Annotated in this window: 17 protein-coding genes; 9 read left to right on the top strand and 8 right to left on the bottom strand. The window is 34.2% G+C overall.

What is annotated here, in order from left to right:
• The first annotated feature begins 20 nt into the window (after nt 1-20).
• Both pbpC and DFQ11_RS04325 read left to right on the top strand, forming a co-directional pair.
• The gene (gene pbpC, locus DFQ11_RS04330; RefSeq protein ID WP_110474603.1) at nt 21-2,372 is read left to right on the top strand and encodes a penicillin-binding protein 1C; all 2,352 of its coding nucleotides are present in this window, start codon (nt 21-23) and stop codon (nt 2,370-2,372) included.
• 52 nt (nt 2,373-2,424) lie between these two features.
• Nucleotides 2,425-2,862 carry a hypothetical protein gene (locus tag DFQ11_RS04325; RefSeq protein WP_110474602.1) on the top strand — a complete coding sequence of 146 codons (438 nt, stop codon included), beginning with the start codon at nt 2,425-2,427 and terminating at the stop codon, nt 2,860-2,862.
• 97 nt (nt 2,863-2,959) lie between these two features.
• Here the strand turns inward: DFQ11_RS04325 and DFQ11_RS04320 are convergent, their stop codons facing one another.
• Entirely contained in the window at nt 2,960-4,015 is a 1,056-nt protein-coding gene (locus tag DFQ11_RS04320; RefSeq protein ID WP_110474601.1) for an endonuclease/exonuclease/phosphatase family protein, read from the bottom strand.
• A gap of 137 nt (nt 4,016-4,152) precedes the next feature.
• Between DFQ11_RS04320 and DFQ11_RS04315 the strand changes: the two genes are divergently transcribed.
• The 3 genes from DFQ11_RS04315 (at nt 4,153) to DFQ11_RS04305 (ending at nt 8,804) form a co-directional block, all read left to right on the top strand.
• On the top strand, nt 4,153-6,915 hold the full coding sequence (locus tag DFQ11_RS04315; RefSeq protein ID WP_110474600.1) for a carboxypeptidase regulatory-like domain-containing protein: 2,763 nt from the start codon (nt 4,153-4,155) through the stop codon (nt 6,913-6,915).
• A gap of 32 nt (nt 6,916-6,947) precedes the next feature.
• Nucleotides 6,948-8,360 (top strand): DUF5689 domain-containing protein, encoded by a 1,413-nt coding sequence (locus tag DFQ11_RS04310; RefSeq protein ID WP_110474599.1) that lies wholly within the window; start codon nt 6,948-6,950, stop codon nt 8,358-8,360.
• A gap of 72 nt (nt 8,361-8,432) precedes the next feature.
• Nucleotides 8,433-8,804 carry a hypothetical protein gene (locus DFQ11_RS04305; RefSeq protein ID WP_110474597.1) on the top strand — a complete coding sequence of 124 codons (372 nt, stop codon included), beginning with the start codon at nt 8,433-8,435 and terminating at the stop codon, nt 8,802-8,804.
• 55 nt (nt 8,805-8,859) lie between these two features.
• Here the strand turns inward: DFQ11_RS04305 and DFQ11_RS04300 are convergent, their stop codons facing one another.
• Nucleotides 8,860-9,378, bottom strand: a complete 519-nt coding sequence (locus tag DFQ11_RS04300) for a cation transporter (RefSeq protein WP_110474595.1) — start codon at nt 9,376-9,378, stop codon at nt 8,860-8,862.
• Nucleotides 9,379-9,475: 97 nt separating this feature from the next.
• Between DFQ11_RS04300 and DFQ11_RS04295 the strand changes: the two genes are divergently transcribed.
• On the top strand, nt 9,476-10,351 hold the full coding sequence (locus DFQ11_RS04295; RefSeq protein ID WP_110474593.1) for a DMT family transporter: 876 nt from the start codon (nt 9,476-9,478) through the stop codon (nt 10,349-10,351).
• A 115-nt stretch (nt 10,352-10,466) separates the two neighbouring features.
• Here the strand turns inward: DFQ11_RS04295 and DFQ11_RS04290 are convergent, their stop codons facing one another.
• Entirely contained in the window at nt 10,467-12,548 is a 2,082-nt protein-coding gene (locus tag DFQ11_RS04290) for an insulinase family protein (RefSeq protein ID WP_110474823.1), read from the bottom strand.
• A gap of 19 nt (nt 12,549-12,567) precedes the next feature.
• Nucleotides 12,568-13,896 carry a M16 family metallopeptidase gene (locus DFQ11_RS04285; RefSeq protein WP_110474592.1) on the bottom strand — a complete coding sequence of 443 codons (1,329 nt, stop codon included), beginning with the start codon at nt 13,894-13,896 and terminating at the stop codon, nt 12,568-12,570.
• Between the two features lie 301 nt (nt 13,897-14,197).
• Here DFQ11_RS04285 and rplU point away from each other — a divergent pair, with 301 nt between their 5' ends.
• The gene (gene rplU / locus DFQ11_RS04280) at nt 14,198-14,842 is read left to right on the top strand and encodes a 50S ribosomal protein L21 (protein ID WP_110474589.1); all 645 of its coding nucleotides are present in this window, start codon (nt 14,198-14,200) and stop codon (nt 14,840-14,842) included.
• 44 nt (nt 14,843-14,886) lie between these two features.
• The gene (gene rpmA, locus DFQ11_RS04275; protein WP_110474587.1) at nt 14,887-15,147 is read left to right on the top strand and encodes a 50S ribosomal protein L27; all 261 of its coding nucleotides are present in this window, start codon (nt 14,887-14,889) and stop codon (nt 15,145-15,147) included.
• Between the two features lie 112 nt (nt 15,148-15,259).
• Here the strand turns inward: rpmA and DFQ11_RS04270 are convergent, their stop codons facing one another.
• The 4 genes from DFQ11_RS04270 to DFQ11_RS04255 form a co-directional block, all read right to left on the bottom strand.
• On the bottom strand, nt 15,260-17,032 hold the full coding sequence (locus DFQ11_RS04270; protein WP_110474585.1) for a MutS-related protein: 1,773 nt from the start codon (nt 17,030-17,032) through the stop codon (nt 15,260-15,262).
• Nucleotides 17,033-17,132: 100 nt separating this feature from the next.
• Entirely contained in the window at nt 17,133-17,879 is a 747-nt protein-coding gene (locus DFQ11_RS04265) for a succinate dehydrogenase/fumarate reductase iron-sulfur subunit (protein WP_110474583.1), read from the bottom strand.
• 8 nt (nt 17,880-17,887) lie between these two features.
• Nucleotides 17,888-19,900, bottom strand: a complete 2,013-nt coding sequence (locus tag DFQ11_RS04260; protein WP_110474581.1) for a fumarate reductase/succinate dehydrogenase flavoprotein subunit — start codon at nt 19,898-19,900, stop codon at nt 17,888-17,890.
• 12 nt (nt 19,901-19,912) lie between these two features.
• Nucleotides 19,913-20,587: a succinate dehydrogenase cytochrome b subunit gene (locus tag DFQ11_RS04255; RefSeq protein ID WP_110474579.1), complete on the bottom strand. Its 675-nt coding sequence runs from the start codon at nt 20,585-20,587 to the stop codon at nt 19,913-19,915.
• Between the two features lie 332 nt (nt 20,588-20,919).
• Here DFQ11_RS04255 and DFQ11_RS04250 point away from each other — a divergent pair, with 332 nt between their 5' ends.
• Nucleotides 20,920-22,212: an aminopeptidase P family protein gene (locus DFQ11_RS04250; protein ID WP_110474577.1), complete on the top strand. Its 1,293-nt coding sequence runs from the start codon at nt 20,920-20,922 to the stop codon at nt 22,210-22,212.
• Nucleotides 22,213-22,252 lie beyond the last annotated feature (40 nt).

Here is a 22,252-nt window from a genome sequence, read left to right as displayed (position 1 = left end):
AAGGCGACAGTAATCTGTAAATGAAATCGATTATTAACTTCATAAGACGCAACAAGATTAAATCGGCCGTAGTCCTTTTAACTCTTGTTGCTTACTATTTTTGTTTACCGAAGCAGTTGTTTAAAGATCCAACCGCAACGGTCATTACCAGCCAATCCGATGAATTATTAGGAGCACTAATTGCAGACGATGGTCAATGGCGATTTCCGGCAAGTGTTAGTATTCCGGATAAATTCAAAAATTGTATACTCCTTTTTGAAGATGAATATTTTTACAAGCACCCAGGATTTAATCCGGTTTCAATCTTTAAAGCCTTAAAAGAAAATTTAGGTGCTGGAACTGTAAAACGAGGTGGAAGTACATTAACACAACAGGTGATTAGACTCTCTCGAAAAGGACAATCAAGAACCTACTTCGAAAAATTCATAGAACTAATACTTGCCACGCGATTAGAGTTCAGACTTTCGAAAGATGAGATTTTAAATCTCTATGCAAGTCATGCACCTTTTGGCGGAAATGTAGTGGGAATTGATGCGGCCTCTTGGCGCTATTTTAATCGCGATGCCTCGAACCTTTCTTGGGCAGAAAGTGCCACCTTAGCCGTGCTTCCAAATGCACCAAGCTTGATTTATCCAGGAAACAATCAGAAACTTTTATTAGCAAAACGCAATCGATTGTTAAAAAAACTACTCAACAAAGGCACGATTGGTAAGCTAACCTACGAATTAGCGCTTGCAGAGACTTTACCACAAAAACCGTATCCACTCCCTCAAATTGCGCCACATTTACTTCAAAAAATAGCTCAAACCCATAAAGGAGAACGCGTAAAAACAACGATTGACTTTGCACTTCAAGAACGTTCGAATGCTATAGCAAAACAACATCATAATCATTTAAAACAAAATGAAATTCATAACCTTTCCATCCTGGTTTTAGATGTAAAAACTCGAGAAGTTCTAACCTATATTGGCAATTCTCCAACGGATAAAGAACATCAAAACAATGTAGATATTATAGATAAACCCAGAAGTACAGGGAGTATTTTAAAGCCGTTTTTATATGCAGCAATGCTTGATGCTGGTGATTTATTACCCCATACTTTGGTAGCTGATGTCCCCACTCATTACGGGACTTATCAACCTCAAAACTACGATCAAACTTTTGATGGCGCAGTCCATGCTAATGAAGCTTTATCTCGTTCCTTAAATGTTCCGATAGTTCGAATGCTTCAAGAGTTTGGATTATCTCGATTTTACCATTATTTAAAAGCTCTTAAACTTAAAGATCTCACCTACGATGCTAATCATTATGGCTTATCTATAATTTTAGGTGGCGCAGAAAGCAGTTTATGGGATATGTGTAAAAGTTATGCCGCCATGTCTTCAACTTTAAATCATTTTAATGCCAATTCGAGTCAGTATTATTCGAATGAATTTCGTCAACCTATTTTCAATGCTAATCAGTCCGTCGATTTTGGAACATTGACTCACGAAAAAGAAGTTTTTGATGCCGCATCCATCTTTCTAACTTATGAAAGTATGAAACAAGTGAACCGACCAGAAAGTGATGAAAGTTGGGAATACTACGATTCTTCTCAGGAAATTGCATGGAAAACCGGAACTAGTTATGGGTTTAGAGATGCTTGGGCCATTGGTACCACATCAGATTATGTCGTTGGCGTTTGGGTAGGCAATGCTGATGGTGAAGGTCGACCAGGCTTAGTTGGTGTGCAAACGGCAGCTCCGATTTTATTTGAAGTATTCGACTTATTACCAAAAAGTGATTGGTTTGCCAAACCTTTTGACGAAATGTTAGAAGTAAATATCTGCAAGAAAAGTGGTTATCGAGCGTCTTCAATCTGCGATGATACAGAACTCCGATTTATTCAAGCAAGTGGTCAAAAAACCCAAGCTTGTCCGTTTCACAAACTCGTTCATTTAGATGAATCTGAGCGTTATCAAATCAACTCCTCTTGTGAGGCCACTTCAAATATCAATAGTAAGCCTTGGTTCATTCTTCCTCCTTTACAAGCCTATTATTATAAAACTAAGAATCCGTTTTACAAACCGCTTCCACCTTATAGAAGTGATTGTTTAGAATCTTCAGAAGTTTCAATGCAATTCATTTATCCTAACCAACAAAGTACCATTTATTTACCTAAAGATTTCGATGGCAAAACGAATGATTTAATCTTGAAATTAGCCCATTCAAAACCAGAGTTGGAAGTGTATTGGTATCTTGATGACTACTATATAGGAAGCACTAAGGATATGCACGACATGGCCATTTTACCAAGTCCAGGAACCTATATGGTAACTGTTACAGACGAGCTTGGAAATGAGCTGAAACATAAAATTACGATTTCGGAGTAATTACTTTCAAGTGCAAATCCTTATGTTTGCAGAAACAAATCAACTTTAAAATATGGAAATTGTTCAATTTATACATTCGAAATGGGCTTATTTAGTACTTATAGTATTAGTACTTGCCACGTTTAATGCGCTTATTAAATTCTTTGGAAATAAGGAATTCGACGCAAAAGATTTTAGACTTTCATTATTCACTTTAATTGCAATGCATATCCAACTATTAATTGGTATTGTATTGTATTTTGTCAAGGACTATTTTTCCGTAATAGAAGAAGTCGGTGGTATGGGCGAAATTATGAAGAATTCCGAATTAAGGAATCTTATTGTTGAGCACCCTTTAACTATGACTATTGCTGTTGCTTTAGTAACTATCGGTTATTCTAAACATAAAAAGAAACTAACATCGAAACCAAAATTTAAGTTATTGGCTATTTTTTATACCCTAGCTTTAGTTTTAGTTTTAGCTAAAATTCCATGGAATCTTTGGTTTTAATCTAATCCAACAAACCACAAAAAAAAGCGTCTAAATTAATTTCTAGACGCTTTTTTTGTGGTAAACTATTACTTTACAATTTTATTCAATACTGTGTTTATTCTACTTCTTTAATAAGATATACATACACAGGAAAGTGGTCACTAAAGCCTTCAGTAAAACCTCCAAAATCAAAGCTTCTAAATGGGTAGCCTCTATATTTCCCTTGCTTGTTAGTTAGATAAGGTTTATTGAAAATTCCTGCTTTATAAAACCTAAACGAAGAGTAATCTTTTTCCAAAAGTGGTTGTGTAAATAAGATTTGATCAAATAAACTCCATGCATCTCTATACGCGTTCGATCCTAGACCTTGTTTAAACATGTTTTCGTAGGGGTTAAAAACACCTTTTAAACCCACCTTATTTTCTTTACGCTCTGCTTTTAAAACACCTTTTATACTTTCATTTGTAGGATTATCATTAAAATCGCCCATAGTGAAAATTTTAGCGTAAGGGTCAATAGATTGAAGCGAATCAATAATACGTTTATTTAATTTTGCAGCACCAACACGTTTAGATCTACTTCTAGCCTCACCACCACTTCGAGACGGCCAGTGATTAACGATTACGTGAATTAACTCTCCATCTAATTCCCCAGAAACTAATAATTGATCTCTCGTATAAACACGTTTTCTAGAAAGGTCGTCATAAATTAAAAGCTCATGTGAACTTGTCGTAATTGGCTTAAAAAATGCTTTTTGATATAATAAAGCTACATCGATACCTCTTTTGTCTGGTGAATCATAATGAATAATCCCATAATCCTTTTTTAACAACTGTGGATCATTTACTAAATCTTCAAGGACGTCTCTGTTTTCAACTTCTGAAACACCTAAAATTACAGGAGAGTTTTTAGTATCATCAGCACCAATATCGGCAATAACTCTTGCCATATTTTTTACTTTTTTCTCATAGACTTCTCCTCTAATGGACGCATTCATTTCCATGATAGGACTAGCTTCATCATATTTCAAGGGGTCATTGATCGTATCGAACAAATTCTCCAAGTTATAAAAAGCAACTGTATGGATTTTGTACTTTTTCTTTTCTTGTGCACTTATACTTATAAATGCTAAGAAAAATAATATTATTAAATTGACTCTTAAGCTTTTCATTTAAAGGATTTTTAATTAACAGTATTTACATTACAAATCTTACGCCAAAAGTAGATATTTATTATAAATAATGTAAATTTGCAAGCCCTAAATAACTATTATTTAGGACAAAAAGATTATTAACTTGAAATTTAGGTATGAAAAAAAGTTTAATTATTTTGTTATTCGGAGTTTTTTCTTCTTTTACAATGATGGCTCAAAGCACTATTGTAAAGGGTAGTGTAAAAGACGCTGCATCTTCAGAACCAATTCCTGATGTAACAATTACGATTGAAAGCACACAACAAACCACTTTAACTAATGGGTTTGGAGAATTCGTTTTCTCTAGCAATGTACCATTAGGAGAGCAGGTTTTACAAATCTCTAAATTGGGATATGTAACTAAACGTTATCCTATTGTTGTAAATGAAGGACAAACGGTAAACATTACTGATATGACTTTAGATATTGATGTATCTGACGTACAAGACATGTTTACAATTACGCTTTCAGATGATGAACTTAATGACGATACTAGTGGAGCAGATAACATTTCCGGCTTACTATCATCTTCATTAGACATTTTCCAAAGAACAGCGGCCTTCGAATTTAGTTCGTCATTCTTTAAAGTAAGAGGTTTAGATTCTGAAAATGGTTCTGTTTTAGTTAACGGAATTGAAATGAACAAACTATTCAACGGAAGACCACAATGGAGTAATTGGGGAGGTTTAAATGATATGATGCGTAACCAAGTGTTAACGTCTGGTTTAACCCCTTCAGAATATAATTTCGGTGGAGTTTTAGGAACTTCTAATATTATTACAAGAGCATCAAGCTATAGAAAAGGCGGACGTTTATCTTTTTCATCTTCTAATAGAAGTTATACGAACCGTGCAATGGCAAGTTATGCTTCTGGTTTAGTTGAAGGAGGCTGGTCTTATGCTTTTATGATTGGTAGACGTTGGGGTGAAGAAGGTTATCAAGACGCTACTCTTTATGATTCTAATTCATTCTTTGCTTCAATTGAAAAGAAAATTAACGATAAGCACAGCTTAAACTTTACTTCTATTTACACACCTAACAGAAGAGGAAAATCTTCTCCAAACACTCAAGAAGTATATGACCTTAAAGGCATTAGATATAACGAATACTGGGGGCATTTAGATGGAGAACAACGCAACTCTCGTATTAAAGAAGTTGAAGAGCCAATTTTTATGTTAAACCACTATTGGGATATTTCTTCTAAAACAAGACTTAACACCAACGTTGGGTACCAATTTGGTAAATTGAGTAATAGTAGATTAGATTATGGTGGTGGTGCAAATCCAAGTCCAGCATATTATCAAAAATTACCAAGCTATTATATAGACAGAGATGATTTAGCTGGTGCTTATTTAGCGGAGCAAGAATTTATAAATGATGGTCAGATTGATTGGAACCGAATCTTAGATGCAAACGTTACTAATAACATCAATGATATTAGTGCTGCCTATGCCTTATACGAAGACAGATCGGATGATACTCAATTAACGTTAAACTCTATCTTAACCACTGAGATAAATGATAATATTATAGTTAATGGAGCTATTAACTACAAGAACTTAAAGTCTGAAAATTTTGGAAATATTATTGACTTATTAGGTTCTAAAGTTGGACTTTCTAACGTTGATACTTTTGACGGATTCCAGTACGATAATAAAAACCCAAATCGAATTTTAGGTGAAGGTGACAAGTACAGATATAACTTCAACTTATATGCTGATGTAATTTCTGCTTATGCTCAAGGGCAATTTAAATATAACAAAGTAGATTTTTACTTATCTGCTAACGTAACAAACACTACATATCAAAGAGAAGGTTTATGGGAACACAGTAGATTCCTAGGAGATAAATCTTACGGTAAAGGAGATGAGATTTCTTTCACAGGTGTTGGTGCAAAAGCCGGTTTAACTTATAAAATCTCTGGAAAACATTTAATCGATGCTAATGCTGGTTATATTTCAAGAGCTCCTAACTTACGTAATACGTTCTCTAACTCAAGAGAAAACCATACAATTGTAAAGAATATAAGTGAAGAGATTGTAACTTCTGGAGACCTTAGTTATATTTTCAGATCACCAATTGTTACTGCTAAATTAACTGGATTCTATTCTAAAATAGAAGACGCAAACGAAGTAGGATTTTACTATGCTGATGGTTTAAGTGGTGGAAACGCTATTGAAGATAATGATACTTCAGCTTTCGTACAAGAAGTTTTACAAGGTGTAGATAAGAAGCATTTTGGTGCTGAAATTGGTATAGAAGCACAAGTAACTCCAACTATTAAATTAAAAGGTGCTGCTTCTGTTGGACAATACACTTATGACAATAATCCAGACTTATACTTAACGTCTTCAAGCTTCAACACTCCAGATGGTTCAATTTCATTTGGTCAAGCGAACTTGAAAGATTACAAACTAGCAGGAGGTCCTCAAAGAGCCGCATCTGTTGGGTTTGAGTACAGAGATCCTGACTACTGGTGGTTTGGAGCTACAGCAAACTTCTTTTCAAATACTTACGTAGATATTAACACATTAACTAGAACGAAAAACTTCTACTTAGATTCTGATGGTTTACCAATGAACGATTACGACGAAGAATTGGCAACTGAATTATTAAAGCAAGAAAAGTTTAGCGACTATATGGTAGTTAACCTTGTGGGTGGAAAATCTTGGAAAGTAGGCGATTATTTTATCGGTTTATTTGCAAGTGTAGGTAACGTTTTAGACGAAGTTTATAGAACTGGTGGATTTGAACAAGGTAGAAATGCCAACTTCAGATCACTAAGAGATGACCACGCAAACGGTAAACCAAAATTCGGTTCAAAATACTGGTATGGTCGTGGTGCCAATTATTTTGTTAACTTAAACGTAAGATTCTAGAAAAAGAAAAATTAATAAATAATACTACAATTATGAAAACGAGTAAAATTTTAAAATTTATAATGGTCCTAATAGCTTCTGTAGCTATTACATCTTGTGTTCAAGATGATGATTATACGATTCCAAGTAGCTTAGGAGACGAAGAAAACGCAGCAGTTGAAGAACTAATGGCTACAGCAACTGAGATATCTTTTGCGCAAGTTAAGGCACTTTACACACCTGGAAGTGTATTAGAACCAATTGATACAGATGTTTATGTTAAAGGATATGTGTCTTCTTCAGATCACACAGGTAACTTTTTTAAAGAGTTCTTTATTCAAGACAGCCCATCAAATCCAACAGCTGGTATTAAGGTAATTTTAAACCAAGTTGATACTTATAACCAGTTTAACTTAGGAAGAGAAGTGGTTATTAACCTTAAAGGCTTATACATTGGTGAGGAACGCGTTGGAAATGGTGTTACTACAATAGGTGGTGCTATTCAAACTGATCAATTTGGAACGAAAGTTTTAAGTTTAAACGAAATTCAAATTAAAAAACAAGTTCTTAGAACTGCTGTAACTGAAGAAATCACTCCAAAAGTTGTTACTTTTTCTGAACTTACTAACGACCACGTAGGAATCTTTGTTAGTGTTGAAAATGTTGAGTTCCCTGAAAGTTTAGCAGGACAAACATATTTCGATCCAAATGAAGTATATGACACTAAAAGAACTATGCAAGCATGTGGTGGTTTTGATTACACTTACTTTAAATTAGAGACTAGTGGTTTTGCAACCTTCAAAAACGAATCTTTACCTACAGGAAATGGAACTATTTCAGCTGTTGTTGGTAAAACTTTTGATGGCGCTAGTTTAATCTTAGCTTTAAACTCTACTGACGATGTGAATATGAATGGTGAGAGATGTTCTTTATTAGATCCTTCTGATTTCAGCACCATCTTTTCAGAAGATTTTGAATCTGCGGTAAATAATACAAATTTAGATTTCCCAGGATGGACAAACTTTGCCGAAGCTGGATCTAGAGTTTGGAGAGAAAAAACTTTTGATGGTAATGGTTATACTGAGTTAAGTTCATTTGGATCAGGTAATCCTGAAAATATTGCTTGGTTAGTAACACCTGGTATTGATATGGACGCTCAAGACAATGAGTTCTTGAAATTTAAAACAGCACAACATCACTTAGATTCTCCTGAAAATACTTTAGAAGTTTTTGTTTCTACAGATTACGATGGTTCTAATGTTTTATCTGCAACATGGATTCCTGTAGCAGCTGACTTAGCGACACAATCAAATTCATGGTATGAGTGGGTAGACTCAGGTTTAATTGATATATCTTCTTACTCTGGAACCTTATATGTTGCTTTTAAATATGTAGGTTCAGGTACTAATGAAATTTTAGATGGTGCTTACCAAATCGATAACTTAGAGATTATAGCTCCAAACTAAACAATTTAAAATAGTGACAAAACCTGCTGATTAGTGAATTAGCAGGTTTTTGTTTTTTTATACCTTATATCTATGGCATCGTTTATTGATAATTATTACATATCTGTTTTTAACCATTATAAGAAAACGTCTGGAAAGAAAAGCTTGAGTATTGCTCTCTTTTATATCATTATACTAGAGCTATCTATCATTCTTGCTTTGGCCGCGTTCTTTTTGGCTTTTGCCAGTCAAATGAAAATGGATTTAATGTCTTCTACTAAGTTTTGGGTAATATACAGTCTAATTGCCTTATTTATTATATTCAAGAATTGGATGCGATATAACGGACGCAAAAGAACTGTTTTAAATGCGAAATCCAAACGAAATGACACATCCATTTACCTACTTTGGTTATTACCTGTTGGATGCTTTATTTTAGCTCTTATTTTACTTCAAGTACCATAAAAAAATGCCATCCGAAAGGATGGCATTTTTAATATAATTTTATTGAGTATGTTAATTACTCTGCTTGCTTTTCTTCTGTACTACAACATGCTTTTTTGCAATCTTTTGCACAAGTCTTCTTTTCTGCCTCGGTTTTATTAGCACAGCATTCCTTTTTACAGTCTTCTTTACATACTTTAGCTTCAGTCCCGAACTTTTCAACTTTATGCATATCTTTTACTTTGTAAATATCTGCAACACTTCCAACGGCTTCCTCTAAAGATTTTGGAGTTACTTTTGCTTCGTCGTACTCAACCATTGCTAAGCGTTTGTCAAAATCAACCTTTGCCGACTTTACACCTTCCATCTTCGCCATTTTCTTTTCAATGATTTTAGCACAACCCATTGCGCAAGTCATACCATCAATACCAAATTCTACCTTTGCATAAGTAGCATTAGGATCGAGAGTTGAAGCCACTTCTTTCTTAGTCACTTCTACCTCTACTGTTTTAACTTCTGGTTGTGATTCGTTCTTACAAGAAGTAAAAACTAAAGCAATAATTGCAACAATACTTAATGTCTTAAATGTCTTCATAGATTTTAACTATTAATATTTTGGTTAAATCTACCAATAATTGATGTTCCTTGCGAGACAATTAACGAATTTTGTGATTCTTTTATCATCTATTTGTATGAAAAACCTTAATCCTAAGTGGGTCTATCTCATGACACTATCTCTAGTGTGGGGCAGTTCATTTATTTTAATTAAGAAATCACTGCTTGGATTAAACGCTTATCAACTTGGAGCTTTAAGAACAATTATTTCTGGTGTTATTTTAATTGTTGTGGGTTTTAATCAACTCAAAACAATTCCAAAATCTAAATGGAAGTGGTTATTAGTTTCCGGCCTACTAGGATCTTTTATACCTGCATTCTTTTTCGCTATTGCAGAAACGGAAATTGACAGCGCGATTGTTTCTATTTTAAATTCTCTTGTACCTCTTAACACATTATTACTTGGCTTAGCTATTTTTAAAATTACATCAACCAAAAGACAAATAATTGGTGTCTTAATTGGATTTATTGGTACAGCTATTTTAATATTAAAAGGATCTGAACTTAACCCAAGTCAAAATTATCTTTATGCGGGATTTGTTATTGCATCTACCATAATGTATGCGGCCAATGTTAATATTATTAAACGCTATTTACAAGATGTGAAGCCATTAGCTATTGCTGCAGGTAATTATGTGTTTATTACAATACCAGCTTTAATTATTCTCATATTTAGCAATTTCTTTTCTTCAGAAACATTTAATAAGCCAGCCTTCGGAAATGCTTTATTGTATGTCACCATTCTTTCAGTTTTTGGAACGGCCATGGCAAAGGTGCTCTATTTTAAATTGGTACAATTATCCACACCGGTTTTCGCATCTTCAGTAACGTACATAATGCCAATTATCGCTTTAGGTTGGGGGATTTTAGATGGAGAGGCATTTAGCTTTATACAGGCTTTAGCAGCATTACTTATTTTGGTAGGTGTGTATTTATCCAATAGAACTAAATAATCTAATCGCACTTAAACTAAGGATTTTAAGCTTCCATCAAATTTTAAAAAATAGGAGAAACAAAAAAACCGAAGCTCTCGCTTCGGTTTCTTCTATTTATAAAAGTACTTTTTGATTATTTAAAATCAGCATCAGATACACCTTCGTTAATTTTAACTTCTGTAGTTTCAAAAGATAAAACTTGTGGCCCTGTAGTTACTGTCATCGTGTTTGGTAACTTTAAACCATCTACTTCTTTATAATCAGAGAAATCTGTTACTGTTGTCATAGTCATACCTTGCATTTCAGCAGTTTCTTCTGTTCTCACTAAAAGACCTGTTTTTGCATCGTAATATCTGTAAGAATCCATTTCTTCTTTTTCAACTTTAACTTTATAAACGTCAGCACCTTCAATTGTCATGACGCTTTCTAGTTTTAAAGATGATGGGTCCATACTTAATTCTGGAAACAATCCTTTTTCAGCTTTCTTTGCAGCTAATGCTTTTTCATCCATTGGTCTTTTTTGACCTTGCTGCTCCATATATCCAGTTTCTCCATCAAATACTTGCTTCATTAAAGTTCCCATACCTTCAACAACAATCTCCATAGAAGATTTATTTGGTGCCATTTGCTTAACTGTAGCTTTTGGCTTGAATGGAGCGCCTTGGATAGTTACATCAGAATTAACCAATAAAGTATTCACCTTACTTAAGTTATCTGCTCCACCAATAGCAGTAATATAATTATTAATTACAGCTTCAGCAGTTAAACCTTCTGGTAACGGCTTCGTAAATACAGGCTTTTCAACTTGATTTGCATAAGCATCGTAATACATGATTGGAATTCCCGTTTTTTCAAGATTCTCTAATACTTCACTACCCTTACCTACTATTACAATTCTTGAATTTTCAGGCTTAATATATTTATTAGCTACACGTTGAACGTCTTCTGCCGTTACTTCACTAATTTTTTGAATATAGGTTGCGTAGAAGTCCTCAGGTAAATCATTCAGTCTGATATTTAAAGCGTAACGCGCTACGGTTTGAGGATTTTCTAATCCCATAATGAAATTACCAATATACTTAGCTTTTGCGTCTTCAAGAGTTTGAGGATCTACTGGCTCCGTTTTAATTCTTTTAATTTCTTTTAAAGCTTCAACAACAGCACTATCAGTAACCATGTTTCTTACTTTAGCAGATGCGCTAAAACTACCTGCTCCATATCTATTAGCACTTATTCTAGAATAGGCACCGTAAGTATAACCATGTGTTTCACGTAAGTTTTTAAATAGGTAACCTTCACCTCCACCACCAAGGATGTTGTTTGTAATTAGAGCAGCATGATAATCTTTATCATTCATTTTGAAGTCAACACTATTTTGAATAGAGATACTTGACTGAGATGCATTTGGTAAATCAACAAAATTGATTTGCGTGTATTGTGCATTTGGAGTCACAGCAGGAACATTAGAAGATACATCAACAGACTGCTCCCAATCTTTGAAATATTTCTTTACTTGCTTTTTAACCGTTTTAAAATCTACATCACCAATGATTATTAAATAAGCGTTGTTAGGGTTGAAGTGCTTTTCATAATAAGCAACAGCATCACCAAAAGATACATTGTTAATTGTTTCTTCCGTTACAAATTCACCATAAGGATGTTTTGCACCATATAATAAGGCATCACCCACACGACCACTAATAGCATCTATACTTTTAGCTTCTGTTTTAAGACCTTCAATAAGTTTTTCTTTTTCCTTCTTGAATTCCTCTTCTGTCAATAATGGATTAATTGCTGCATCAGCCATAAGTTCCAAAATTCTTTCAGAATATTTTGAAAGAGAACTTGCATAACCACCAGAAATTCCAAGATTTAAACTTGCACCTAAGAAGTCAATTTCTTCATTAAATTCATCTTTAGGAATAGATGTAGTTCCGTTTCCTAACATACTTCCAATTAGACTTTCAACTCCCGCTTTCGCGCCATTGATAACTGGCTTATTATTAATATTTAAAGAATAAGAAACTCTTGGAAGTTTGTGATTTTCAACAACAAGAACTTTTAATCCATTTTTTAATTCAAACTCCATAGGAGTTTTTAAAGATATCGTTGGTTCTGGCCCAGCTTCAGGCTGTTTAGAACGATCTAATTGCGCATTCACATTTACTACTGATATTAAAAACAGCAAAATAAATGCAGATAGTTTAGTTTTCATATTATATGTTTTTTTCATCTTATTGTTCGTCATTTTGAGGTAAGTATTCAATTTCTACTCTCTGATTTGGACTTAAGTATTTTTTAGCTACAGCTTGTATATCTTCTCTTGTGATAGATCTGTAAATATCAATTTCTTTATTGATTAGGTTTACATCACCATATAACAAGTAATAAGTTGCAAGTGAACTAGCAATACCTTCAATATTAGAATTAGCGTTTACAAATTGATTTTCAAATTGATTGATCAATTTTTGGTGCTCACGCTCTGTAATTAATTCGTTTTGCATTTTGACGATTTCCTCATCTATTTCAGTTAACAAAGTATCTAAAGGAACTTCTCCTAAAGGAAGAGCAAACATCGCAAAAATGTTATAATCCATTTGTGGAATATTAACAGCTGCAACCTGTAAAGCTTGTTTTTGCTCATCAACTAATTTCTTATAAAGCACAGAACTTTTACCTCCACTTAAATACGTAGAAATCATATCTAAAATATAAGCATCCCTTGTTCCAAATCCAGGTGTTCTGTATGCTGCAAGAATCGCTGGAATTTGAATATTTTTATCGAAAGCTTGAGCTTTTTTAGTTTCAGTGATTGGTTGTTCTTTTGGGAAATTACGAACTACGTCTGGACCTCTCTTAACTTCACTAAAATATTTCTTTACTAATTCTTTTGTTTTAGCAGTATCAATATCACCCGCAACAATTAAAACCGCGTTGTTTGGTCCATAATAATCTTTAAAATAAGTATTAAATTCTTCAAGTGTAGAAGCATCTAAATCCTCTGCATACCCAATATTTGGGTGCTTATATGGGTGAACTTCAAAAAGATTAGCTCCTAGAGTTTCAAATATTTTACCGTAAGGAGATTCGTAACGCTGACGTTTCTCTTCTTTTACTACTTCATTTTGGGTATCAACACCAACTTGGTCAATTACGGGATGTAACATACGTTCTGACTCTAACCACAAACCTAACTCCAATTTGTTTGATGGAAAAAGTTCATAGTAATAAGTTCTGTCTTGAGACGTATTTGCATTAAATCTTCCTCCGTTAGCAGGAATAATTTTCATGAATTCACCACGTGCAATATTTTCTGATCCTTCAAAAAGTAAATGTTCGAAAAAGTGAGCGAAACCAGTACGAGGCGCATCTGCAGTACCTCCAAAATCTTTTCCTCCAACATCATACATAACAGATGTAATCACAACAGGTGCTGTATTATCTTGATGAAGGATAACGTGCAATCCATTGTCTAGGTCAAATTCCTCAAATTTAACCTCTTGCCCTTTTGCTTGATGACTAATCAGCAACAAAGAAGCTAAAGCCAGTAAATAATTTTTCATTGTAATTTTCTTTAAAATTAGATTGTGTTTTAAGTATAGGTCTATAGTTAATGTAATATGTTACAGGAACTTTCACAAAAATAGGGAAACCTTATGCTTTTTAACATAATTAAATGTGAAAATTCGGTCAGTTATAGTACCTACTATAATAAATATAGTTCATCTTATCAAAAAAACGGACTTAAAATCTATCCGAAAACGGTCAAAACGTTTGTACATTAATAATTTAGAAGTATATTTGCATCCGCTTTCAGAAAAGAAAGTACATTTTTTATAAACAAATTAATAAAAACGTTACGCTATGTACGCAATTGTAGAGATAGCAGGGCATCAATTCAAAGTTGAAAAAGACCAAAAAGTTTTTGTTAACCGTTTATCTACTGAAGAAGGTCAAAACGTAGAGTTTGACAACGTTCTTTTAATAGGTGATGGTGACAATGTTACTTTAGGCGCCCCAGCTATAGACGGAGCACTGGTTAGTGCAAAAGTCTTAAAGCACCTTAAAGGTGACAAAGTTATTGTTTTCAAGAAGAAAAGACGTAAAGGTTACCGTGTGAAAAACGGACACAGACAATCTTTAACTGAAATCGTAATTGAAGGCATTACTGCTTCTGGAGCTAAGAAAGCTGCCCCTAAGAAAGAGGCAAAAAAATCTGAGCCAAAAGCAGAAGCTAAAAAAGCAACTGGTAAGGCAGATGATTTAAAGAAAATTGAAGGTGCAGGACCAAAAGCTGCTGAAGCATTGGTAAACGCAGGTTACGAAACTTTCGAAAAAGTTGCTAACGCTAAGCCAGAAGAATTAAGTAATGTTCTTTCTGAAGCAAGCTCTAGATTAGCACACATCGTTACTGATACTTGGCCAAAGCAAGCAAGATTAGCTGCTGACGGTAAGTGGGACGAGTTAAAAGAATTACAAGACAGATTAGACGGTGGAATTGAAAAGTAATATTTTCAATTGCATTAATATTAACAAAATAAAACCTTAAGATTATGGCTCATAAAAAAGGAGTTGGTAGTTCGAAGAACGGTAGAGAATCAGAATCGAAACGTTTAGGCGTTAAGATTTTTGGTGGACAAGCTGCTGTTGCTGGTAACATCATCATAAGACAACGTGGAAATACTCACCACCCAGGTGAAAACGTATATCAAGGAAAAGACCACACTTTACACGCTAAAGTTGATGGTTTAGTGAAATTCACTAAGAAAAAAGACAATAAGTCTTACGTTTCTATAGAGCCTTTTGAGGCTTAAGAATTTCTTTCTTATCCAATAAAAAAACCCTTTCTATTCAATAGAGAGGGTTTTTTATTTAGTGATTGTTTTTACGTTGTTATTATTCTTTCAGAATGACATACTATCATTCCTATATGATCTCCATTTTCTTCAAGAGGAAACTCGCATTCATGTTTTGGCAAACGCCTTGCTTTAGTTTATAATCGAAAAATAATTCGTCATTTATAATTTCTGCATCGAAGTAATAGTTTTTTACCGCCTCTAATTCCGTTTCTATTTCTGTAAGACTTAAGTCGTGTGTTGCTATAATTCCTGTGGCATTTTGCTTCACTAACTTTTCAACAAACTTTCTAGAACCAATGGCTTTATCTGTACTGTTAGTGCCTTTTAATATTTCATCAAGAATTACAAAATAGTTTTTATCATTCTCAATGGTGTCTACGACAAATTTTAATCGAGTGAGTTCACTAAAGAAATACGAACTATCATCCGTTAAAGAATCCGTCGTTCTCATACTTGTGATTAACTTAATAGGCTTGTATTTGCTTTGGTTTGCACAAATAGGAAGTCCAACATTAGCCATAACAATATGAAGCGCTACAGTCCTTAAAAATGTGCTTTTTCCTGCCATATTAGCTCCTGTAACAATAAAGAACTGCTCCTCTTTTAAATCTAAATCACTATCAATTCGTTTTTCAGGATTTAAAAGTGGGTGACCTAAGCCTTTTGCGGATATCGTAATTGGTTCTTCAGTTAATTTAGGATAAGTGAAACTCTGATGATTAAATGCATAATTGCCAAAACTATTAAAGGCATCAAAAAATGTAACTACTTCAAACCAATCTTCAACCTTATGCGAATATTTACATACCCATTGTTCAACTTTATACGTGTTTCTAATATCCACGAGGAAGAACCCATTAAACAACACCAATGAAATCAAATTATTCCTATTATCTAAAGCATCAAGAGCTTTTGAGAATTTCGAAAATATTTCTGACGCTTTTACATTCTCAGACTGAATAAGTTCTTGTTTTGACTTCAATAATTCAGAATCAAATTCGGCATTCTCAATAGCTTGTAATAGTAAGGCATATTGTCTGAACGTATCTTTCGCTCTGCCTGTATGTTGTGCGAGGTTGCCAATTTTTTTAAAATATACACCTGTTATACCCAGCCCAACTAATAACCAATAGCCCATGATTGACATTGGAATAATTTCAGCAACTCCCAAACTTATCACAACTAAGGATGCGATACTGAAACCCATTGTTAGACCATATTGAAATTTCCCTAAAAAGGATTTATAATGTTTAAGCCAATTAATAATTGAGTTGGCCGAATGTTCTATTTCGACGCCTTGAGCGACTGCTGTATAATTTTGACGCCACTCTGGTAAGCTTGCTAATTCTTTAATAGCTTCTTGACGCTCCAATATATTGGTAATATCGTTAGACAATAAGTTTTCCGTCAGTTTTAAAGTGCCTTCATTAATGGCCGTCCTATTTATAAATTGAAAGAAAGAACCTTTTCCAAATAGATCGATATCAAGACTAAAAAAATGCTTTGGATTTTGAAATTCCGCACCATCAGGGCGATCATAAAAATCACCATTTGCTATTTTTAATTCATCTTCATTAATATTAATAAGACGTTTATATAAATCTCGTTTTGCCTTTAAATCAGTATATCTTGATAATAGCAATAAAAATGCTACAATCCCAACGACCGTAATTCCAACAACTATTTGCCAATTTGGGAGCATCGAATAGATTCCAAAAACCGTAAGAACAAAAACAGAAAGTCTTAGAATACTTAATAAGCTAAGATGTTTAAAAATGCGTTTAGACTCTATTTGATTAAGATCTATCTGTTCTTTATAAAATGTATTTGGCTTTTGCATAGTGGTGAATTGTATTCGAGATATATGAAAATAAAAATCCCAAGATAAGATAATACCTTGGGATTTATATAAATGATGTTCCTGTAGATACAGGAAATTATTAACCTTTTAGACTTGCTGCTAAGTACTCACGATTCATACGTGCAATATTCTCTAAAGAAATTCCTTTAGGACATTCTACCTCACAAGCTCCAGTATTAGTACAGTTACCAAAACCTTCTTCGTCCATTTGTTTTACCATGTTTAATACACGGTCAGTAGCTTCAATTTTACCTTGTGGCAATAATGCATACTGAGAAACTTTTGCTCCAACAAATAACATAGCACTTGAGTTCTTACAACTAGCTACACAAGCACCACAACCAATACATGTTGCTGCGCTAAAAGCGTCATCTGCATCATGTTTGTTTACTGGAATTGCATTTGCATCAATAGTATTTCCTGAAGTATTTACAGAAACAAAACCTCCTGCATGTTGAATTCTGTCAAAAGCTGTTCTGTCTACAACTAAATCTTTTATTACTGGGAATGCAGTTGCTCTAAATGGCTCGATAGTAATCGTATCGCCATCTTTAAACATACGCATATGCAATTGACAAGTTGTTACGCCACGGTCTGGACCATGAGCTTCTCCGTTAATATATAAAGAACACATTCCGCAGATTCCTTCACGACAATCGTGATCAAATGCTACAGGAGATTCTCCTTTATAAACTAGTTGTTCGTTTAAAACGTCGAGCATTTCAAGGAAAGACATATCAGGTGAAATATCATTGACCTTATAGTCAACCATTTTTCCTTTATCACTTGCGTTTTTTTGACGCCAAATTTTTAGTGTTAAATTCATAGTTTTCCTTATTTGTATGATCTTTGTTTTAATTCAATATCTTTAAATTCTAACTGCTCTTTGTGTAAAACAGCATCACTTGGCTCTCCTTTGTATTCCCAAGCTGCTACATACGCGAAGTTTTCATCGTCACGTTTTGCTTCACCTTTTTGTTCACCGCTTTCTTCAACAGCATCTTCTCTAAAGTGACCACCACAAGACTCTTCTCTATGTAAAGCATCTTTTGCAAACAATTCACCTAATTCTAAGTAATCTGCTACACGAGTTGCTTTTGCTAATTCCTCATTAAATTCTTCATTTGTACCAGGAACCATAACATCTTTCCAGAATTCTGCACGAAGTTCTCTAATTTCTTGAATTGCTTCCGTTAAGCCTTTTACGTTACGAGCCATTCCAACTTTATTCCACATGATTTTTCCTAATTTCTTATGGAAATAATCTACAGAATGTTTACCCTTATTATTTAATAAACGGTTAAGTAAATCTCTTACGTTTTTCTCTGCTTCTTCAAATTCTTTTGAATCTGTAGAAATAGGACCTGTACGAATATCATCTGATAAGTAATCACCAATAGTGTATGGTAATACAAAATAACCATCCGCTAAACCTTGCATTAATGCCGAAGCACCAAGTCTGTTGGCACCGTGGTCAGAGAAGTTTGCTTCTCCAATAGCGTATAATCCAGGAACTGTAGTCATTAAGTTATAATCTACCCAAAGACCACCCATAGTATAGTGAACCGCAGGATAAATCATCATTGGGGTGTTGTAAGGATCTTGATCTACGATCTTCTCATACATTTGGAATAAGTTTCCGTATTTGTTCTTTACAACTTCCTGACCTAATTTTTTAACAAGTGCTTTATCGTTAACATCTAAGTGTCTAACGGTAGCTTGCTCTTTTCCGTAACGCTCAATAGCAGAAGCGAAATCTAAATAAACTGCTTCACCTGTAGCGTTAACACCGTAACCAGCATCACAACGCTCTTTAGCTGCACGAGAGGCAACGTCACGAGGCACTAAGTTACCGAATGCAGGGTAACGACGCTCTAAGTAGTAATCTCTATTTTCTTCAGCAATTTCAGTTGGCTTTAAACGACCTTCACGAATTGCTTTTACATCTTCAATATTTTTTGGAACCCAAATACGTCCGTCATTTCTTAAAGACTCAGACATTAACGTAAGTTTAGACTGATGATCTCCAGAAACCGGGATACATGTTGGGTGAATTTGTGTATAACAAGGGTTTGCAAAGTAAGACCCACGTTTGTGAGCTTTCCAAGCCGCTGTTACGTTACTTCCCATCGCGTTAGTTGATAAGAAGAATACGTTACCATAACCACCAGTTCCAAGAACAACAGCGTGAGCTGAATGTCTTTCAATTTCTCCAGTAATTAAGTTACGTGTTATAATTCCTCGAGCTTTTCCATCTACAATCACCACGTCTAACATTTCGTGACGGTTGTACATTTTAATCTTACCACGACCTATTTGACGGTTCATAGCAGAGTAAGCTCCTAATAATAATTGTTGTCCTGTTTGTCCAGCAGCGTAAAAAGTACGAGATACTAATACTCCACCAAACGAACGATTATCTAATAATCCACCATATTCACGTGCAAAAGGAACCCCTTGAGCCACACACTGGTCGATAATATTTGCTGAAACCTCAGCTAAACGATATACGTTAGCTTCACGAGAACGGTAATCTCCACCTTTTACAGTATCGTAAAATAATCTGTAAGTTGAATCACCATCTCCTTGGTAGTTTTTTGCTGCGTTAATTCCTCCTTGTGCTGCAATAGAGTGTGCACGTCTTGGAGAATCTTGGAAACAAAATGCTTTTACGTTATAACCTAATTCAGCTAATGTCGCTGAAGCAGAACCACCTGCTAATCCTGTTCCAACAACAATAACATCAATGTTACGTTTGTTTGCAGGGTTTACAAGATCGATATTGTTTTTGTAATTAGTCCATTTGTCTGCAATTGGACCATCTGGTATTTTAGAATCTAAAGCCATATTAGATGTTTTTTAGTTGTTAAGGTGATGGAATAATGCGATAAAAATGAATCCTAATGGAATTATAATAGCATAAGCTTTTCCAAATCCTTTTAAACCTTTTGTGTATTTATTATTTGCTCCAACTGATTGAAATGCAGAGCTAAATCCGTGTAATAAGTGAAGTGCTAAGAATACAAAAGAAACACAGTATAAAGCTACTCTCCATACATCTACAAACTTATGTTGTAGTTCTTCAAAGTATCTGTAGTCACCATTGGCAAGCAATCCAGACATATCACCTTGAATATATTTAGTGTTTATTTCTGGAAACCAAAAATCATAGAAATGTAAACCCATAAAAGCTAAAATTGCCAAGCCGCTATAAATCATGTTTCTGCTCATCCATGTAGAATTTGCAGCTCCATTGTTTTTAGCATAGCTAATTGTACGCGCTTTTCTGTTTTTAATTTCTAAAACAAATCCCATTATAAAATGGAAAATAACACCAAAAATTAAAATAGGTTGCATAACATATTGAACCGCCCAAAAGGTACCCATAAAGTGAGATACTTCGTTAAAGGTATCTGCGCTAAATACAGATAATAGGTTAATTGCAAAATGTTGTAATAAGAAAATCATTAGGAAGAAAGCCGAAAGTGCCATGGCAAATTTTCTTCCAATCGACGAATTTAGAATTCCGCTCATTGTAGTTTTTATTTTTTTAGTCAAACAAAGATACATTGCAATTAACGTTTTCCCAACAACGGCTCTTGATAATTGATTTATTTAGAATGAATTTAATTAGAAATGTAAAACCCATATTTAACCAATTACGAATGAATCCTCTTAAAAGTCTCTTAAAATTTATGAGATTGTAGCGTTTCACTTTTCCTTGCCGTTTTGTTTGATTATTTTTGGGACGCTCAAAAACACAGATTCAAATGTCAGTTTGGACACAGTCGAAAACCTTGAGCCTTTACTACCATATTTATTCGACTGCGCTCAGTGTGGCATCCAACTTTGAAAATTACATTCACATGAAATACGATTTAATAGATAACAAACTTTTTATCAAAAACCGCAAAAACTTCATGGCTCAAATGAAGCCTAACAGTTTAGCCGTTTTTAACTCAAACGACATTTACCCAATTAGTGCAGACAGCACCATGCCATTTCAACAACATCGTGATATTTTTTATTTAAGTGGCGTTGATCAGGAAGAAAGTATTTTAGTACTGTTCCCTGATTGCCCAAAAGAAAAACATCGTGAAATTTTATTCTTAAAAGAAACTAATGACCATATTGCTGTTTGGGAAGGTGAAAAATTAACCAAAGAAAAAGCTTTTGAAACTTCTGGTATCAAAACGGTTTATTGGCTAAAGGACATGGAAAAAATTATGTTCGAATTAATGACTCAATGTGACACCGTTTACATTAACACTAACGAACATTACAGAGCTAACGTTGAAACGGAAACACGTGAAGACCGTTATACAAAATGGCTAAAAGAAAAATATCCTGCACATTCTGTAGCTAAGAGTAATCCTATTTTACAACGTTTACGTTCCGTAAAAGATCCTATTGAATTAGCCTTAATGCAGCAAGCCTGTGACATTACTGAAAAAGGATTTAGACGAATTTTAAAATTCACTAAGCCTGGCGTTTGGGAATATAATCTTGAAGCTGAGTTTATGCATGAATTCTTAAACAATCGCTCTAGAGGGTTTGCCTATACTCCAATTATTGGTTCAGGAAATAATGCTAACGTTCTACATTATATTGAAAACAACCAACAATGTAAAGCAGGCGAATTAATATTAATTGATGCTGGTGCAGAATATGCGAATTACGCAAGTGATATGACGCGTACAATTCCTGTTTCAGGAAGATACACCGATCGTCAGACAGAAGTTTATAACGCAGTAAATCGTGTTAAGAATGAGGCCACAAAAATGTTAGTCCCAGGAACTCTTTGGGAAGAATATCACGTTGAAGTTGGTAAAATAATGACTTCTGAGCTTCTAGGTTTAGGTTTATTAGACAAAGCTGATGTACAAAATGAGAACCCAGATTGGCCTGCCTATAAAAAATACTTTATGCATGGAACATCTCATCACATTGGATTAGATACTCATGATTATGGTATTTTAACAGAACCAATGAGAGAAAACCAAGTGTTCACCGTAGAACCAGGAATTTATATCCCTGATGAAGGTTTCGGTATACGTTTAGAAGACGATGTTGTAATTCAAAAATCTGGAGAGCCTTTTAATTTAATGCGCAATATTCCAATTGAGATTGAAGAGATTGAAGACATCATGAACTCTTAAAAAGAGTACAGTGTCTAGATAAAAAAACCAAAGCATTGAT

Source organism: Winogradskyella epiphytica, from assembly GCF_003217215.1.
In the GTDB taxonomy this organism is placed as follows: Bacteria; Bacteroidota; Bacteroidia; order Flavobacteriales; family Flavobacteriaceae; genus Winogradskyella; species Winogradskyella epiphytica.
This window is presented reverse-complemented; position numbering and strand designations above follow the sequence as displayed.

Excerpts from the sequence above, each read along its gene's own strand:
- pbpC (WP_110474603.1), top strand. The coding sequence starts at position 21 with ATGAAATCGATTATTAACTTCATAAGACGCAACAAGATTAAATCGGCC.
- DFQ11_RS04325 (WP_110474602.1), top strand. The coding sequence starts at position 2,425 with ATGGAAATTGTTCAATTTATACATTCGAAATGGGCTTATTTAGTACTT.
- DFQ11_RS04320 (WP_110474601.1), bottom strand. The coding sequence starts at position 4,015 with ATGAAAAGCTTAAGAGTCAATTTAATAATATTATTTTTCTTAGCATTT.
- DFQ11_RS04315 (WP_110474600.1), top strand. The coding sequence starts at position 4,153 with ATGAAAAAAAGTTTAATTATTTTGTTATTCGGAGTTTTTTCTTCTTTT.
- DFQ11_RS04310 (WP_110474599.1), top strand. The coding sequence starts at position 6,948 with ATGAAAACGAGTAAAATTTTAAAATTTATAATGGTCCTAATAGCTTCT.
- DFQ11_RS04305 (WP_110474597.1), top strand. The coding sequence starts at position 8,433 with ATGGCATCGTTTATTGATAATTATTACATATCTGTTTTTAACCATTAT.
- DFQ11_RS04300 (WP_110474595.1), bottom strand. The coding sequence starts at position 9,378 with ATGAAGACATTTAAGACATTAAGTATTGTTGCAATTATTGCTTTAGTT.
- DFQ11_RS04295 (WP_110474593.1), top strand. The coding sequence starts at position 9,476 with ATGAAAAACCTTAATCCTAAGTGGGTCTATCTCATGACACTATCTCTA.
- DFQ11_RS04290 (WP_110474823.1), bottom strand. The coding sequence starts at position 12,548 with ATGAAAACTAAACTATCTGCATTTATTTTGCTGTTTTTAATATCAGTA.
- DFQ11_RS04285 (WP_110474592.1), bottom strand. The coding sequence starts at position 13,896 with ATGAAAAATTATTTACTGGCTTTAGCTTCTTTGTTGCTGATTAGTCAT.
- rplU (WP_110474589.1), top strand. The coding sequence starts at position 14,198 with ATGTACGCAATTGTAGAGATAGCAGGGCATCAATTCAAAGTTGAAAAA.
- rpmA (WP_110474587.1), top strand. The coding sequence starts at position 14,887 with ATGGCTCATAAAAAAGGAGTTGGTAGTTCGAAGAACGGTAGAGAATCA.
- DFQ11_RS04270 (WP_110474585.1), bottom strand. The coding sequence starts at position 17,032 with ATGCAAAAGCCAAATACATTTTATAAAGAACAGATAGATCTTAATCAA.
- DFQ11_RS04265 (WP_110474583.1), bottom strand. The coding sequence starts at position 17,879 with ATGAATTTAACACTAAAAATTTGGCGTCAAAAAAACGCAAGTGATAAA.
- DFQ11_RS04260 (WP_110474581.1), bottom strand. The coding sequence starts at position 19,900 with ATGGCTTTAGATTCTAAAATACCAGATGGTCCAATTGCAGACAAATGG.
- DFQ11_RS04255 (WP_110474579.1), bottom strand. The coding sequence starts at position 20,587 with ATGAGCGGAATTCTAAATTCGTCGATTGGAAGAAAATTTGCCATGGCA.
- DFQ11_RS04250 (WP_110474577.1), top strand. The coding sequence starts at position 20,920 with ATGAAATACGATTTAATAGATAACAAACTTTTTATCAAAAACCGCAAA.